Annotated in this window: 17 protein-coding genes; 8 read left to right on the top strand and 9 right to left on the bottom strand. The window is 61.4% G+C overall.

Annotated features, from left to right (window positions below):
- Window positions 1–5: 5 nt before the first annotated feature.
- Window positions 6–620, bottom strand: a complete 615-nt coding sequence (locus ABD833_RS13160) for a DUF4126 domain-containing protein (RefSeq protein ID WP_345073582.1) — start codon at window positions 618–620, stop codon at window positions 6–8.
- Between the two features lie 89 nt (window positions 621–709).
- Between ABD833_RS13160 and ABD833_RS13165 the strand changes: the two genes are divergently transcribed.
- The 5 genes from ABD833_RS13165 (at window position 710) to ABD833_RS13185 (ending at window position 4,830) form a co-directional block, all read left to right on the top strand.
- The gene (locus ABD833_RS13165; protein ID WP_345073583.1) at window positions 710–1,171 is read left to right on the top strand and encodes a PaaI family thioesterase; all 462 of its coding nucleotides are present in this window, start codon (window positions 710–712) and stop codon (window positions 1,169–1,171) included.
- Complete coding sequence (locus ABD833_RS13170) at window positions 1,168–1,539, top strand: four helix bundle protein (protein ID WP_345073584.1); 372 nt, start codon at window positions 1,168–1,170, stop codon at window positions 1,537–1,539. The genes ABD833_RS13165 and ABD833_RS13170 overlap by 4 nt, the downstream gene beginning before the upstream one ends.
- 386 nt (window positions 1,540–1,925) lie before the next feature.
- Entirely contained in the window at window positions 1,926–3,347 is a 1,422-nt protein-coding gene (locus ABD833_RS13175) for an ATP-dependent DNA helicase (RefSeq protein ID WP_345073586.1), read from the top strand.
- 95 nt (window positions 3,348–3,442) lie between these two features.
- Complete coding sequence (locus ABD833_RS13180; protein ID WP_345073588.1) at window positions 3,443–4,105, top strand: hypothetical protein; 663 nt, start codon at window positions 3,443–3,445, stop codon at window positions 4,103–4,105.
- Between the two features lie 185 nt (window positions 4,106–4,290).
- Window positions 4,291–4,830: a DUF1573 domain-containing protein gene (locus tag ABD833_RS13185; RefSeq protein ID WP_345073590.1), complete on the top strand. Its 540-nt coding sequence runs from the start codon at window positions 4,291–4,293 to the stop codon at window positions 4,828–4,830.
- A gap of 139 nt (window positions 4,831–4,969) precedes the next feature.
- On the opposite strand, the gene ABD833_RS13190 is transcribed toward ABD833_RS13185, so the two are convergent.
- From ABD833_RS13190 to ABD833_RS13210, 5 genes are all read right to left on the bottom strand, one after another.
- Window positions 4,970–5,347, bottom strand: a complete 378-nt coding sequence (locus ABD833_RS13190; protein ID WP_345073591.1) for a DUF423 domain-containing protein — start codon at window positions 5,345–5,347, stop codon at window positions 4,970–4,972.
- Window positions 5,348–5,626: 279 nt separating this feature from the next.
- A complete protein-coding gene (locus ABD833_RS13195; RefSeq protein WP_345073592.1) occupies window positions 5,627–6,298 on the bottom strand; it encodes a YggS family pyridoxal phosphate-dependent enzyme in 672 nt (223 codons plus the stop codon).
- Between the two features lie 99 nt (window positions 6,299–6,397).
- The gene (locus ABD833_RS13200) at window positions 6,398–7,447 is read right to left on the bottom strand and encodes a vWA domain-containing protein (RefSeq protein ID WP_345073593.1); all 1,050 of its coding nucleotides are present in this window, start codon (window positions 7,445–7,447) and stop codon (window positions 6,398–6,400) included.
- 54 nt (window positions 7,448–7,501) lie between these two features.
- A complete protein-coding gene (locus ABD833_RS13205; protein WP_345073594.1) occupies window positions 7,502–8,437 on the bottom strand; it encodes a hypothetical protein in 936 nt (311 codons plus the stop codon).
- A 1-nt stretch (window position 8,438) separates the two neighbouring features.
- On the bottom strand, window positions 8,439–9,287 hold the full coding sequence (locus ABD833_RS13210) for a DUF58 domain-containing protein (RefSeq protein WP_345073595.1): 849 nt from the start codon (window positions 9,285–9,287) through the stop codon (window positions 8,439–8,441).
- Window positions 9,288–9,377: 90 nt separating this feature from the next.
- On the opposite strand from ABD833_RS13210, the gene ABD833_RS13215 reads away from it, so the two are divergent.
- The gene (locus ABD833_RS13215; protein ID WP_345073596.1) at window positions 9,378–9,788 is read left to right on the top strand and encodes a DUF4296 domain-containing protein; all 411 of its coding nucleotides are present in this window, start codon (window positions 9,378–9,380) and stop codon (window positions 9,786–9,788) included.
- Between the two features lie 3 nt (window positions 9,789–9,791).
- Here the strand turns inward: ABD833_RS13215 and ABD833_RS13220 are convergent, their stop codons facing one another.
- The 3 genes from ABD833_RS13220 to ABD833_RS13230 all read right to left on the bottom strand — a co-directional run bounded on the left by ABD833_RS13220 (window position 9,792) and on the right by ABD833_RS13230 (window position 12,215).
- On the bottom strand, window positions 9,792–10,139 hold the full coding sequence (locus tag ABD833_RS13220; RefSeq protein ID WP_345073598.1) for a tRNA-binding protein: 348 nt from the start codon (window positions 10,137–10,139) through the stop codon (window positions 9,792–9,794).
- 24 nt (window positions 10,140–10,163) lie between these two features.
- Entirely contained in the window at window positions 10,164–10,736 is a 573-nt protein-coding gene (locus tag ABD833_RS13225; RefSeq protein WP_345073599.1) for a DUF922 domain-containing protein, read from the bottom strand.
- 111 nt (window positions 10,737–10,847) lie between these two features.
- The gene (locus ABD833_RS13230) at window positions 10,848–12,215 is read right to left on the bottom strand and encodes an MATE family efflux transporter (protein ID WP_345073600.1); all 1,368 of its coding nucleotides are present in this window, start codon (window positions 12,213–12,215) and stop codon (window positions 10,848–10,850) included.
- A 238-nt stretch (window positions 12,216–12,453) separates the two neighbouring features.
- On the opposite strand from ABD833_RS13230, the gene ABD833_RS13235 reads away from it, so the two are divergent.
- Window positions 12,454–12,879, top strand: a complete 426-nt coding sequence (locus tag ABD833_RS13235; RefSeq protein ID WP_345073601.1) for a helix-turn-helix domain-containing protein — start codon at window positions 12,454–12,456, stop codon at window positions 12,877–12,879.
- Between the two features lie 127 nt (window positions 12,880–13,006).
- Window positions 13,007–13,228 carry a hypothetical protein gene (locus tag ABD833_RS19370; protein ID WP_425553655.1) on the top strand — a complete coding sequence of 74 codons (222 nt, stop codon included), beginning with the start codon at window positions 13,007–13,009 and terminating at the stop codon, window positions 13,226–13,228.
- The last annotated feature ends 51 nt before the right edge of the window (window positions 13,229–13,279 follow it).

Genomic DNA, 13,279 nt, shown 5'->3' on the forward strand with positions numbered 1-13,279 from the left:
CCGTGCTAAAATATAAGAAAGCTTCCGGGCGCTAGTGAGCCCGGAACCGGTCGGCGCCGCCGCCGCGTCAGGCGGCCGAGGCGACGGGCAAGATACACCACCAGCAGGATTGTCAGCCCGGCCATCACCAGCGGCAGTAGCAGCCCCAGCACCGACCCTACCACGGCCAGCAGGTTTTCCACCGTGGCCAGCACCGGATTGCCCAGGCCGCCGGTAGTAGCCGTGGAGCCCGCCCGCAGCAGGGCCGTCCCCGACTGTACCAGGCCCGCCGTGCCGCCGCCCACCAGCACCCCCAGCCCCCAGCGCACCACCGGGTCTATTTCGGGCAGGGCCGAGGTCATCAGCAGCGTGCCGGCAATAAACGACGCGGGCGTGGTAATCGTATCCAGCAGGTTATCGACTACCGGCACGTAATAAGCCAGCATTTCGGCTGCCGTGGCCGTGGCCAGCACGCCCAGCGCGGGCCAGGTGCCCAGCCACGCAAAGCCCGGCGACGGGGCCAAAAACCCGGTGCGGTAGGCTAAGCTGGCGGCCAGCAGGGGGACGAACACCCGAAAGCCGCTGCACGCGGCCAGCGCCAGGCCCAGGCCTGCGGCGACGAAGTACTCCATTGTGGTCATAGTCGGGCAGAAAAAAACGCGTCCGGCGGGGAAGATACGCAATGCCCGGCAGTAGGGTCGCCGCCGGCCGAGTGCGTACCTTTGGGCCAATGACCAGTACGCCCATCCCCGCCCCAATTGCCGAATCCCTGGAAGTCCGCATCCGCCGCAAGCTCGTCCGCCAGCACTTCATGCACCACATCGGGGCTGAGTTCACCCGCATCGAGTCCGGCCGCGTGGAAGCCGAGCTGACGCTGGAGCAAAAGCACCAGCAGAACCTGGGATTTGCCCACGGCGGCCTGGTGGCTACCATGGCCGACCTGGTGGCCGGCTTTGCCGCCGTTACGCTGGTGCCCGAAGGAACGGGGGTGGTAACGGTAGAGCTGAAAACCTCCTACCTGCACCCGGGCATCGGCCAGAAGCTGCGGGCCGTGGGCTGGGTGCTGAAGGCCGGCCGCCGCCTGTTCTTCTGCGAGTCCGAAGTGTGGTGCGACGATAAGCTGATTGCCAAGGCCTCGGCCACGATGGCCGTGGTTGTCAATGAACAATTAACAATGAGCAATGAGCAATGAGCAATGAGCCGTTCGACGCGGAGCAGAATGCGGTGCTGACGAAGTCGTACAAATTCGCGGTGCGGATGCTGAAGCTTTATGAGCACCTGCGCCTGACCCGCCACGAATACATAGTTTCCAGGCAGGCGGTGCGGAGCGGTACGTCGATTGGGGCGAACGTGGAAGAAGCAGTTGGCGCTATATCCAAGGCCGAGTTTTCAGCTAAGCTTTCCATTGCTTACAAAGAAGCCCGCGAAACCAGCTATTGGCTCCGCCTGCTGCACGACGGCGAATACCTCGAAACCAAGCTTTTCGAGTCGCTCCACACCGACTGTCAGGAGCTGTGCAAAATTCTCTTCACCATTCTCCGCTCCACTGGCCGCGCTTGATAGTAATTATCAATTATCAATGAGCAATGAACAATGTCGTTCAACAGCTCATTGATAATTGCTCATTGGTAATTGCTCATTGATAACTGTTCATTAATAATTACTCATTGGTAACTGTTCATTAATAATTGCTCATTGATAATTGCTCATTGGTAATTGCTCATTGGTAATTGCTCATTGGTAATTGCTCATTGGTAATTGCTCATTGGTAATTGCTCATTGATAACGGCTCATTGATAACTGTTCATTGGTAATTGCTAATTGGTAATTGCTCATTGATAATTGCTCATTGATAACTGTTCATTGGTAATTGCTCATTGATAACTGTTCATTGATAATTGCTCATTGGTAATTGCTCATTGCTCATTGATAATTGATAATTGATCATGACGCCCTCCGTTCGCGACTATTTTCCCTACGACCCCACCCAGGACCAGGCCACGCTGTTTTACAAGCTGGATGAGTTTCTGAAGGATGACCTGCCGGGGCGCAAGGTGTTCGTGCTGCGCGGCTACGCCGGTACGGGCAAGACCACCGTGGTGAGTGCCCTGGTGCAGTGGCTGCACCAGATGCAGCGCAAATACACCCTGATGGCCCCTACGGGCCGCGCCGCCAAGGTGATGAGCGTGTATTCGGGCGTGGCGGCCAGCACCATTCACAAGAAAATCTACCGCCAGACCTCCGGCACGCCGGCCGCGGGGCTGTCCTTCCAGCGCCAGCCCAACCGCACAGCCGACATGCTCTACATCGTGGACGAGGCGTCCATGATTTCGGACGAAAAAGCCTTCGGCGAAAATGGCCTGCTCGACGATCTGATGGGCTACGTATTCGAGAAGCCCACCAACCGCCTGCTGCTCATCGGCGACACCGCCCAGCTGCCGCCCGTGGGTCAGCTGCTGAGCCCGGCCCTGGACCCCGAGCTGCTGATGCACCGGTTCCGGGCCAAAGTAAGCGGCGTGGAGCTGCGCCAGGTGATGCGCCAGGCCGAGGAATCCGGCATTCTGATGAACGCCACGGCTTTGCGCGAAGAGCTGCGGCAGGAAGCGCCCCACATCCAGTTCTTCACCAAAGGCTACCCCGACATCTTCCGGGTGGGCGGCGACAAGCTGGAGGACGGCTTGCGCTGGGCCTACAAGAACTTCGGCCACGAAAACACGACCATCATCTGCCGGTCCAACAAGAGCGCCAACCTCTACAACCAGATGATCCGGCGCACCTTGTTCGACGCGGAGGAGGAAATCGAGGCCGGCGACTACCTGATGGTGGTGCGCAACAACTATTTCTGGCTGCCCAAGGACTCGGAAATGGGCTTCCTGGCCAATGGCGACTTCGTGCAGGTGACCAAGATCGTGCGGCGGCAGGAGGAATTTGGTTTCCGCTTCGCCGATGCCCGCGTGCGCTTCGTGGACTACCCCGACGAGGAGGAGCAGGAAGTGAAGCTGCTGCTCGACACGCTGCACACCGAAAGCCCGGCCCTGCCCGCCGACCGCAGCAACGAGCTCTACCAGACCATTGCCGCCGACTACGCCCACCTCACCACCAAGAAGGACAAAAGCGCGGCCCTGCGCAAAGACCCCTACCTGAACGCGCTGCAGGTGAAGTTTGCCTACGCCCTCACCTGCCACAAGGCCCAGGGCGGGCAGTGGCAGGCCGTATTCGTCGACCACGGCTTTCTGAAGGACGAGATGGTAAACGCCGAGTTTGCCCGCTGGCTCTACACCGCCGTCACGCGGGCGGCGGAGCGGCTGTTCCTGCTCAACTTCAACCAGAAGCTGGTCGGCGACGCACCGGTGGAGAAAGAATATTGAGCGCTGCGGATATTACCGGGATTGGGTATTGCCCGGCGTAGGGTCCTTGCGTAGCTTGCGCCCCAAACCATTTACCTCCTTCTCACTTTCCTTTTATGAAAAGCTTATTCCTAACCGCCCTGTGCGCGCTGCTGGCTTTGACCAGTGCCTCCGCCCAGACCCGCGAAATCTACACCAACCCTAAATTCAGTACGCTGGCCCAAAGCCACAAAACGCTGGCCGTGCTGCCGTTCGTTGTGACGCTCGAGCTGCGGCCCAATGAAGTAGCCAAGCGCGGCGGGGCCGAAGGCGTAGCCAAGCTCGAACAGCGCGAAGGCCTGGACGTGCAGAACGCCCTGCAGTCGTACTTCCTCAAGCGCAAAGAGGAGAAGGATATGACCATTGACGTGCAGGACCTGAGCCGTACCAACGCCCTGCTGGCGCAGAACGGCGTAACGGCCGCCAACATGGCCACTTTCACGCCCGAGCAGCTGGCCAAGTTCCTGGGCGTCGATGCCGTGATTACCGGCACCTTTAGCAGCACCCAGCCCATGTCGGGCGGCGCGGCCATTGCCATGACGCTGCTGATCGGCGCCAGCGGCCCCACCAACACGGGCAAGCTGATGATCAACATCAACGACGGCGCCACGGGCGAGCTGCTCTGGAAGTACGACAAGTCCCTGTCGCGGGGCCTGGGCAGCGACACGAACACCATCGTGACGACCATCATGCGCAAGGCGTCCCGGCAGTTCCCGTATTCGAAGGAATACAAAGGCTAAGCGGGCCGGGAATACAACTAGCCGGGCTGCGGTTGAGCGGGCGGATGTCGGCTGAACTTCGTTCCCCGCCCGCCGGTTAATAAGGGTCAGGGGCCAACTGCCCGAGCCGGCAAGCTGGCAGGATAGTTGGCTGGCCGGCTAAAACCGGTAATTTTTTTTCCTTCACCCACTAACGCATCAACCTCATGAAAAAAGCACTCGTTCTGGCATTGTCGCTCTCGCTGGCCGGTTTCGCTACCCAGGCGCAGTCGATGGCGGTGAAGCCCGCCAACGCCCAGGAGAAAGTGGCGGGTCCCCAGATTCAGTTTGAGGAAATGAAGTTCGACTTCGGCGCGGCCCGGCAGGGCGACGTCGTCGACCACACGTTCAAGTTTAAGAACGTGGGCACCCAGCCCCTCATCATCTCCAACATTGGCGTCAGCTGCGGCTGCACCACCCCCGACTGGACCAAAGACCCCGTGATGCCCGGCAAGTCCGGCACTATCTCGGCTAAGTTCAACACGGCCGGAAAAATGGGCATCCAGAACAAGGTGCTGACCATTGAGTCGAACTCCGTAGCCGGCAACGTCATGGTGTCGCTCGTGGGCGAGGTGAAAGATGCCAGCGCCGCTTCGGCTACCCCGGGTATGACGGTAGACTCGAAAACCGAAACGCCGATGGCCGCCGACGGCAAGCAGAAAATGAAAATGGGTGAAGGCAAAATCAAAGCCAAGAAGAAGTCGTAAGGCTGCTTCCCCCACCACTAAAAAAGGCGACCCGTACTATACGGGTCGCCTTTTTTAGTGGTAAAACAGGGAACTGGTCAGGCAGATGCTCTGTCGGCGCGGATAGGCCCGGCCAGAACCGCACCCTCACCAGTTCACCTTATACCTGCCGGGCCGCCAGCAGCAGGCTGATCCAGCCGGCAATCAGCAGCAGGCCGCCGATAGGGGCCACCGCGCCCATTTTGGTGATGCCCGTGAAGCAGAGCGTGTAGAGCGAGCCACTGAAGATGAGGGTGCCGCCCAGCCACAGCCAGGCCGTAGTGTGCAGCGTGCGCATCTCGGGCCGGAAAGCGAGCAGCACCCCGATGCCAAGCAAAGCCAGGGTGTGGTAAAACTGGTAGCGCACGGCAGTTTCAAACGTGTCGAAGCGGCCGGAGGCTTCCAGCATGGCGCGCAACCCGTGGGCCCCGAAGGCCCCGATAGCCACGCCCAGGGCGCCCAGCAGGGCGGCAATCTGAAGTATTAAACGAGCGGTCATGCGGGGAATGTTGAGGGTTGAATTTTGAATGCTGAATGCTAAGTATGAGAAGGAGGGCTGTCGGAATGAAGCTGTTTAGGAAGTCAGGTTCGGGTCATGCTGAGCGCAGCCGAAGCATCTCGCTCGTATCGTTGAACGACTCAGACGACACGAGCGAGATGCTTCGGCTGCGCTCAGCATGACGTCTGGAGTGTTCCGAACGACTTGCTAAACAGCTTCAATGATAGAATGTCAGAGGCCTGCGGTTGGATTCACCCTCCCGCAGCCACGATTCACCATCTACGAGTACTGCCGGGCGCCAAAAATAGCGCTGCCTACCCGGATCAGGGTGCTGCCTTCTTCGATAGCCAGCAGATAGTCGGCACTCATGCCCATCGAAATTTCCCGGAACTCCGGCTGGTGGGCGAAATACTCTGCTTTCAGCTGATCAAAGTAGCCGCGCAGCTCCCGGAATTCCTGGCGCAGCTGCGCCTCGCGGTCGGTATTGGTGGCCACGCCCATCACGCCCGTGAGCTGCACGTGGCGCAGGGCCTGGTAGGCCTCCGACTGCAGTATTTCGTGGGCTTCGGCCAGGCTCAGCCCCGATTTGGTTTCCTCGTCGGCAATGTGAAACTGCAGCAGCCCGCGCACCACGCGGCCGTGTTTGGCCGCCTGCTTATCAATTTCCTGCAGCAGCTTCAGGCTGTCGATGCTTTGGATGGTGTGCACGAAGGGCGCCAGGTACTTGACCTTGTTGGTCTGCAGGCGGCCGATGAGGTGCCACTCGATATCGGCCGGCAGCTCGGGCTGCTTGGCCACTATTTCCTGCACTTTGTTTTCGCCAAACAGTCGGGCTCCGGCATCGTACGCTTCCTGCAGCCGCGCCACGGAGTGAGTTTTGGTGACGGTAACCAGGCGGCAGCTGGTCCCCGCCAATTGGGTCTGAAAGAAACGGAGGTTATCGGCAATCATATGCAATTATCAATGAGCAATGAGCAATTATCAATGAGCAATTATCAAGGAACAGGAGTCGTTGAATGACATTGTTCATTGCTCATTGATAATTGAAATTCAGTCTTCCAGCGCGTTGGTCAGAAACGTATTTTTCAGCCCCAGCCACAGCAGCCACAGTCCTACGGCCCACAACAGATAAATGCGGTAATAGTCTTTGGTGTTGCGGAAGCGGGTCTGCTTGATTTCAGACTTTTCGTACTGGTCGATGCGCCGCAGCACGCGGCGGAGGGTCGGGTTATCGGTGGCGCGGAAAAACTGGCCTTCGCCGGCCTGGGCCAGCTCGCGCATGGTGGTTTCGTCGAGGCGGGTTTCTACGTAGCGCGGCTGGCCCCGGGCGTCGGTACCGTAGGGGACGTAGCCATCCTGGCCCAGGCCGATGGTGTAGATCTTCAGGCCGTAGGCGTGGGCCAGCCGGCCCGCCGTGATGGGGTCGAGGCTGCCGGCCGTGTTCTCGCCGTCAGAAATCAGAATGCAGACTTTGGTGCGGCTCGGGGATTCCCGCAGCCGGTTGGTCGCCACGCCCAGCGCCGTGCCGATGGCCGTGCCATCGTTGGCAATCATGCCCAGCTTCAGGCTGGCAATATTCTCCCGTAGCAGGTCGTAGTCGGTGGTGAGCGGGGCCAGGGAGTAGGCGTCGCCGGCAAAGACCACCAGCCCGATCCGGTCGCCCGCGCGGCCATCGATAAACTCGCGGGCCACGCGCTTGGCGGCTTCGAGGCGGTTGGGCCGCAGATCCTGCAGCTCCATCGAACCCGATACGTCGAGCAGCAGCAGGATGTCGATGCCCGCGCCCGACTGCACCACCCGCTCATCGGTGCGCTGGGGCCGGGCCAGGGCCACGATGCCAAACGCCAGGCTCAGGCCCAGCACGAGGTCGGGGACAAACCGCAGCAGGGCAGTCCAGTCGCGGCGAACCTGCCCGGTCACGAAGGCCACGCCCATGCGGGCGCGGTGGCGGTGGGCCAGGGCCCACCGGCCCACGAACAGCAGCGGAATCAGCGGAATAAGCAGCAGCAGGCGGGGCTGCTCCCAGGTGTAGCTGGTCAGCGTAGCGTAGCGCAGCCCATCCAGTAGCGGGGCCAGCAGACGTTGCCAAAGCTGATTCATGCGCGATAAACTGAGGAGATAGGGTAACAGCTGGTTGTCGGAGCGGCCCGCCGGTTAGTCCGTCGGCCTGGTGGTAAACAAATCGTAGCGCCGTTCGGCAAAGTTACGCAGCAACACGAAGGCCAGGTCGGTTTCGGCTTCCTCATCCGTGAGCTGATTGCCGTAGATAACCTTGTCGGCGATGCGCAGCGCCATGTTTACATCGGCATCGTTCTGGTAGTGCGCCACTACTTCCCTGGTCGTCAGGCTGTTGATGGTGTTGTTTTCGAGGCCCGACAGGTAGTTTTTCCAGAGGGTAATGGCCCGCTCCATGTTGGTCAGCGACCGGGACAAGGTAAACCGTTCTACGTGGCGGGCATATTGGGCCAGGAAGTACGCGTGGTTTTTGCGCAGCTTATAGCGGTGGTAGCGGCGGCGCAGGCGCTGGCCAAAGCCCAGCACCAGGCCCAGGCCCAACAAACCCAGCAGCGCCAGGCCCGCCAGCCAGTAGGGATAGTTGAACCGGGGCGCGATGGGGACCAGTCTGGTGTTTTGCCGCAACACCGGGGGCTCGTTCCCAACGGACAAAGGAGCCGTGCGGGCCAGCCGGACCGACGCGGCGGGTACCGGCAGCAGCAGGGTGTCGCGGCCCTGCAGTACGGTGACGAACAGGCGCAGCCGCTGCACCGAATCGAGAGCAAAGGTGCGCAGATGATACACGGTGCGGTCCAGACTGCGGCCCTGGCGAGTGCGGGTCGGCACGTAGGTTTTGCCCACAAACTCGAAGGGGGCGAAGTCGGCGGTGGAGTCCGGAAAGATTACTTCCTGGGCGGGCGCATGCCGGTAAGACAGCTCGTAGTCGATAATGCTGCCAACGGCGACAGTTGCCTGGCGGAACCGGCCGCTGAGCTGGTCGGGGGGCAGCTGCGCCCAAACGGCACTCAGGGGTAGCAGCAGCAGCAGAGCTGCTATCCACGGGCCAGGTCGCCGATGCGGTGCTTGCTTGTGCATACTACGCTCGTCCGCCCCGCTGATTACGCTGCCGGAACAGCTTCACGAGCTGGGGTACGAAGTCCGCATTGGTGGCAATGGACAGGTACTCGGTGCGGTGCCGCCGGCAGATCTGGCCGATCTGGTCCCGGTTCTGCTCGTAGGTAGCGCGGTAGCGGGCCCGGAAAGTCTCCGACGAGGTATTGGTCCACACGGTGCGGCCGGTTTCCTGGTCCAGCAGGGGAATGATGCCCAGGGGGGGGAATTCCCGTTCGCGCGGGTCCAGCAGCTGAATCACCACCAGGTCGTGCTTGCGGGCCAGCATCGTCAGCTCCCGCTCGTAGCTGGTATCGATAAAGTCGGACAGGAGCAGAATAATGCTGCGCCGCTTCAGCAGCCCCAGGGCCTGCTTGATGCCCGCGCCCACGGCCGTATGGCGGGATTTGGGTTCCAGCTCGAACAGCCGCTTGATAAGAGTATACGCGTGGCGGATGCCTTTGCCGGGGGCCAGGTACATTTCCTGCTGATCCGAAAAAGCCAGCAGGCCGAGCTGGGCGTCCTGCCGGGCGGCCGCCAGGGCCAGAATGCCGCAGATTTCGCGGCCCACGTCGAGCTTGCGGTGGCCGGCGGCGCCCACCTGCTGGGAGGCACTCACGTCGAGCAGCAGCAGCACCGACTGCTCCCGCTCTTCCTTATAGGTTTTCACGAACGTGCCATGGCCCTTGCTGGATACGGCCCAGTCGATGGCGCGCACCTCGTCGCCGTACTGGTAGAGGCGTACATCGTCGAATTCCAGCCCTGTCCCTTTGAACACGGAGTTGAAGTCTCCCTGGAGCTGGGCATCCGCCGCCTTCAGAATACGTATTTCCATCTGCCGCAACTTGCGGACAATTTGTTGGAAAGGGGTGGCGGTAGGCGAATTCATTTCGGCTAAACTACGGCTTCCTCCTAACTTTGCTGCGTGAAAAAGCGTCCTGCCCGTCTGTTGCCTCCTTTGCTGCTGCTGCTAACCCTGTTGCTGGCGCAGTGCCAGCGCCCGGAAGAAGCCCAGCCGCCCCAGCCGCTGCTGCCCAAAGAAAAGCTGGCCGGCCTGCTGGCGGAAATGCACCTGACCGAGTCCAGAGTAGAGGCCACCGCCCTGCCGCCCGACTCCGCCCGGGCCCTGTACATCCAGCTGCACAAAAATATTCTGTGGCGGCACGACGTCACCGATTCCCTGTTCGTGCGTAGCTACCGCTATTACTCCATCCATGATAAGGACCTGGATGAGATTTACGCCGCCGTCATCGATAGCCTGGCCATCCGGCAGCAGCGCCTCAGCAACCCGCCGGGGGCCCCGAAGAAGGAGGAGCTGCCCAACTGGGAAAAATAGCCCTTACGCCAGCCGACTGCCGTTGGGCACCGGGGTAGCCAGGGTGGCCAGCACAATATCCCCGTTGGCATCTGCCGCCCCGGTCACCAGAACTTCGGAGCGGAAAGGCCCGATCTGCTTGGGCGGGAAATTGACGACGCACAGCACCTGCCGGCCCACCAGCGTCGTGGGCGTGTAATGATGGGTAATCTGCGCACTGGAGCGCCGGGTGCCCAGCTCCGGCCCGAAATCAATCAGCAGCCGGTAAGCCGGCTTGCGGGCCTGGGGGAAGTCGTGCGCTTCGAGGATGGTGCCCACGCGCAGATCGACCCGCTCAAAATCAGCCCAGGTGAGGGGAGGAGAGTTTTCCATGGCTGCAAAATAGGCCGCCGTGGCTTAAGGCACCGCGGCAAACTGGTTGAGCAACGCCAGGCGCTGCTGCACCTGAGCTTCCCAGAACTTCTGCCTGGCCTCGTTCAACCCGTGGTTGGTTTCGCCATCGTAGCGCGATTCTTCCCGCTTCCAGGCCGCAAACGAGGCATTGGACAGGTTCTGGAAGGCGGGCTGCAGGTGCTCACAGTCGAGCTTAACCACTTTCAGCTTCTGCCGCAGCAGGCGGGCGTGCAGCTCCGTGATGTCGAAATGGAGCTGCTCGTGGCGTAGCAGGTTAGGCGAGGCGTGCCTGGCGTCGCGCACCCACGACTCGGTAGGCATAAACACCGCCTTCACCCGGGCCGAGAACACGTAATCCTGGCAGCCTACCTGCACATCGATGGTGGCGGAGGTGAGGGCCGCCAGCTGTTCGGCCGGGGCGGGGCGGGTTTTGAAGTCGGCCCAGGTCAGGGGCCGGTTGGCCGACCAGGGAATCGTTTCCACCGGAGGCGGGGCGGGTGTTTGTGAAACCGCCGGGCCGAAGCCGAAGCCCGACAGCAGGGCCAGAAAAGGCAGCAGGAAGGAGAACAGGAGCATGAAGGCGAAATCAGCGCAGCGGACTGCCAATGGAGGATCTGAAGCCACAAAGGTAACCGCGGGTGGCTTGGTTCCCGAATGGCCTCAGACTCCGCTCAGAAAGCAATGGATTTAATGGCTGGCTACCGCCACCGGCTGCGGAGCCGGTACGGCGCTGTGCTGACGGAAGCGCCAGACCAGGACGCCCGCCACCAGCGTGAGACCGGTAAGCAAACCCACCCAGACTCCGATAGCGCCCAGCTTCAGGCCGAACCCAAGCCAGTAGCCGAAAGGCAGGGCAATAGCCCAATAGGCCAGCAAAGCCACTACGGAGGGGACTTTCACGTCTTCCAACCCCCGCAGCGCCCCCAGCCCGACTACCTGCAGGCCATCGGAAACCTGGAACAGGGCCGCGATGAGCAGCAGCGTAGCAGCCTGGGCGACCACTTCGGGGTCGTGGTTGTAGAAGTGCGGGACGGCGTGGCGGGCCAGAATCAGAATCAGCGCCATGACGCTCATAAACACGAAGGTGAGGCCGTAGGCCGTAAAGCCGGCCTGCCGGGCCCCCTGCGCATCGCCTGTACCGCGGAAGTAGCCGACGCGAATGGTGGCCGCCGCCGCAATTCCGCTGGCCGCCATGTAGGTCACGGAGGCCACGTTGATGGCAATCTGGTGGGCGGCCAGCGACGTGGCCCCAAGCCAGCCGATCATGATGGCCGAAAAGCTGAACGCGCCCATCTCAAACATCATCTGCACCCCGATAGGTGCGCCCAGTCCGAAAATCCGGCTGATGGTGGCGCGGGCCGGCTGGAGCCACGAGCCGGCGGCTTCGCGGTAGGCCTGCAGGCGCGGGGCCCGCAGCACGTAGGTGGCCATAAGCAGGGCCATCAGAATGCGGGCAATAAGCGTGGCCCAGGCCGAGCCCATCAGCCCCATGGCTGGCACGCCGAAGTGGCCGAAGATGAACACGTAGCACAGCAGGGCATTTACCACGTTGGCCATGATCGACAGGAACATGGCCTGGCGGGTGAGACCCAGCCCTTCGGCAAACTGCTTGAAGCCCTGAAACACCATCAGCGGCAGCAGGGACAGAAACAGCACCCGCACCCAGGGCGCGGCCAGCCGCACCACTTCGGCCGGCTGATTGAGGTAGCCCAGCAGGGGCGCGATGAGCAAGCCCACCGCGGCCAGCACCAGACCGGCCAGCGTACTCAGCCACACGCCATTCACCAGCAGACTGCCCAGGGCGGGCACATCCCGCTTGCCGTTGGCGGCGGCCACGAGCGGCGTAATGGCCATCGACAGCCCCAGCCCCAGCACCAGCACCACCGTGTTCACACTCACGCCCAACGACACGGCGGCCAGCGGTACTTTGCCGGTCTGGCCCACCATCACGCTGTCGCACACGTTCACCAGCACGTGGCCCAGCTGGCTCAGGACCACCGGGTAAGCCAGCAGCAGGGTCGGTTTGAGATGAGGACGGATAGCAGTGAGTGGCATAACGGGAAGCAAAATGAAGCCGCAAAGGTACGACGACAAACAGTCAGCCATGAGCACCACTATTGGCCCGTCTTGGAAGCTGTTTTAAGTTAGGCGTACCTGACTGCGCGGCGGATATTTGCCAGCATCATACAAGCATTTGAATGGACTATTTTCCGCTCATAATCCTTTGACAAGTACTCGGCCATAATTAATCGGCCATAATTAATCGGGCAGTCTTTTAGGGGTATTTTTGGGGATGCACAAACGTTTTATCCCCTTGGATGCGGACGAACGGACCACCTTGCAGGCCGGTTGGCATCACCACCGGCAACATCAGTTTCGCGCCCGTTGCCAGGGCCTGTTGTTGAGTGCTGACGGCCAATCAGTTCCGGCGCTGATGCAAGTACTGCACGTGAGCCGCATGACGGTGTATGCCTGGTTTACGCGCTGGGAAACGGGGGGCCTGGCCGGGCGGGCCAACGCGGCCGGCCAGGGCCGGCCGCCGGTGCTCACCGCCGCCGCCGAACAAAGGGGGCAAGCGGCCGTGCGCGCCAACCGCCAGCCACTCAAAAAAGTGACGGCCACGCTGCGCCAGGAACTGAACAAGGGCTTCTCCCCCAGGATGTTAAAACGTTTTTTAAAAGCCGTGGTGGGACGTGGTGCCGGTTCCGCCACGGGCTGAAAACGGCCCAAGACCCGGAGGACTACGCCGACGAAGCGGGCTTTGGCCTGACCTCGGCCGGCCCTACGGCTGGCAATTCCCCGGCCAACAGGTCGCCGCCCAGCCCCGTAATAGCCCGATTTTCAACGTGTTGAGCTTCTACAACGCCACCACCAACGACTTGTACGCCACGGCCCGCGAAGGCTCCCTGGACGCGGCCTTTGTCCTCGACGCGCTCGACGCCTGGGCCGCCCCGCGCACCCGCCCCACCGTGCTCGTACCCGACAACGCCAAAATCCACCACGCGGCCGCGTCGGCTTGCAATACACTATCCAATTCGCGACCTGACATAGCCTTAGAAGCTGTTTGAGTTAGCAGAATTTGAGCACCCGTTTGATGTTTGCCAAGCTAATCCATGCGT

The sequence above is a fragment of the Hymenobacter fastidiosus genome, assembly GCF_039539565.1.
Taxonomy (GTDB): domain Bacteria; phylum Bacteroidota; class Bacteroidia; order Cytophagales; family Hymenobacteraceae; genus Hymenobacter; species Hymenobacter fastidiosus.

Excerpts from the sequence above, each read along its gene's own strand:
- ABD833_RS13175 (WP_345073586.1), top strand. The coding sequence starts at position 1,926 with ATGACGCCCTCCGTTCGCGACTATTTTCCCTACGACCCCACCCAGGAC.
- ABD833_RS13170 (WP_345073584.1), top strand. The coding sequence starts at position 1,168 with ATGAGCAATGAGCCGTTCGACGCGGAGCAGAATGCGGTGCTGACGAAG.
- ABD833_RS13190 (WP_345073591.1), bottom strand. The coding sequence starts at position 5,347 with ATGACCGCTCGTTTAATACTTCAGATTGCCGCCCTGCTGGGCGCCCTG.
- ABD833_RS13230 (WP_345073600.1), bottom strand. The coding sequence starts at position 12,215 with ATGCCACTCACTGCTATCCGTCCTCATCTCAAACCGACCCTGCTGCTG.
- ABD833_RS13210 (WP_345073595.1), bottom strand. The coding sequence starts at position 9,287 with ATGGAAATACGTATTCTGAAGGCGGCGGATGCCCAGCTCCAGGGAGAC.
- ABD833_RS13165 (WP_345073583.1), top strand. The coding sequence starts at position 710 with ATGACCAGTACGCCCATCCCCGCCCCAATTGCCGAATCCCTGGAAGTC.
- ABD833_RS13195 (WP_345073592.1), bottom strand. The coding sequence starts at position 6,298 with ATGATTGCCGATAACCTCCGTTTCTTTCAGACCCAATTGGCGGGGACC.
- ABD833_RS13200 (WP_345073593.1), bottom strand. The coding sequence starts at position 7,447 with ATGAATCAGCTTTGGCAACGTCTGCTGGCCCCGCTACTGGATGGGCTG.
- ABD833_RS13225 (WP_345073599.1), bottom strand. The coding sequence starts at position 10,736 with ATGCTCCTGTTCTCCTTCCTGCTGCCTTTTCTGGCCCTGCTGTCGGGC.
- ABD833_RS13160 (WP_345073582.1), bottom strand. The coding sequence starts at position 620 with ATGACCACAATGGAGTACTTCGTCGCCGCAGGCCTGGGCCTGGCGCTG.
- ABD833_RS13235 (WP_345073601.1), top strand. The coding sequence starts at position 12,454 with ATGCACAAACGTTTTATCCCCTTGGATGCGGACGAACGGACCACCTTG.
- ABD833_RS13185 (WP_345073590.1), top strand. The coding sequence starts at position 4,291 with ATGAAAAAAGCACTCGTTCTGGCATTGTCGCTCTCGCTGGCCGGTTTC.
- ABD833_RS13205 (WP_345073594.1), bottom strand. The coding sequence starts at position 8,437 with ATGCACAAGCAAGCACCGCATCGGCGACCTGGCCCGTGGATAGCAGCT.
- ABD833_RS13180 (WP_345073588.1), top strand. The coding sequence starts at position 3,443 with ATGAAAAGCTTATTCCTAACCGCCCTGTGCGCGCTGCTGGCTTTGACC.
- ABD833_RS13220 (WP_345073598.1), bottom strand. The coding sequence starts at position 10,139 with ATGGAAAACTCTCCTCCCCTCACCTGGGCTGATTTTGAGCGGGTCGAT.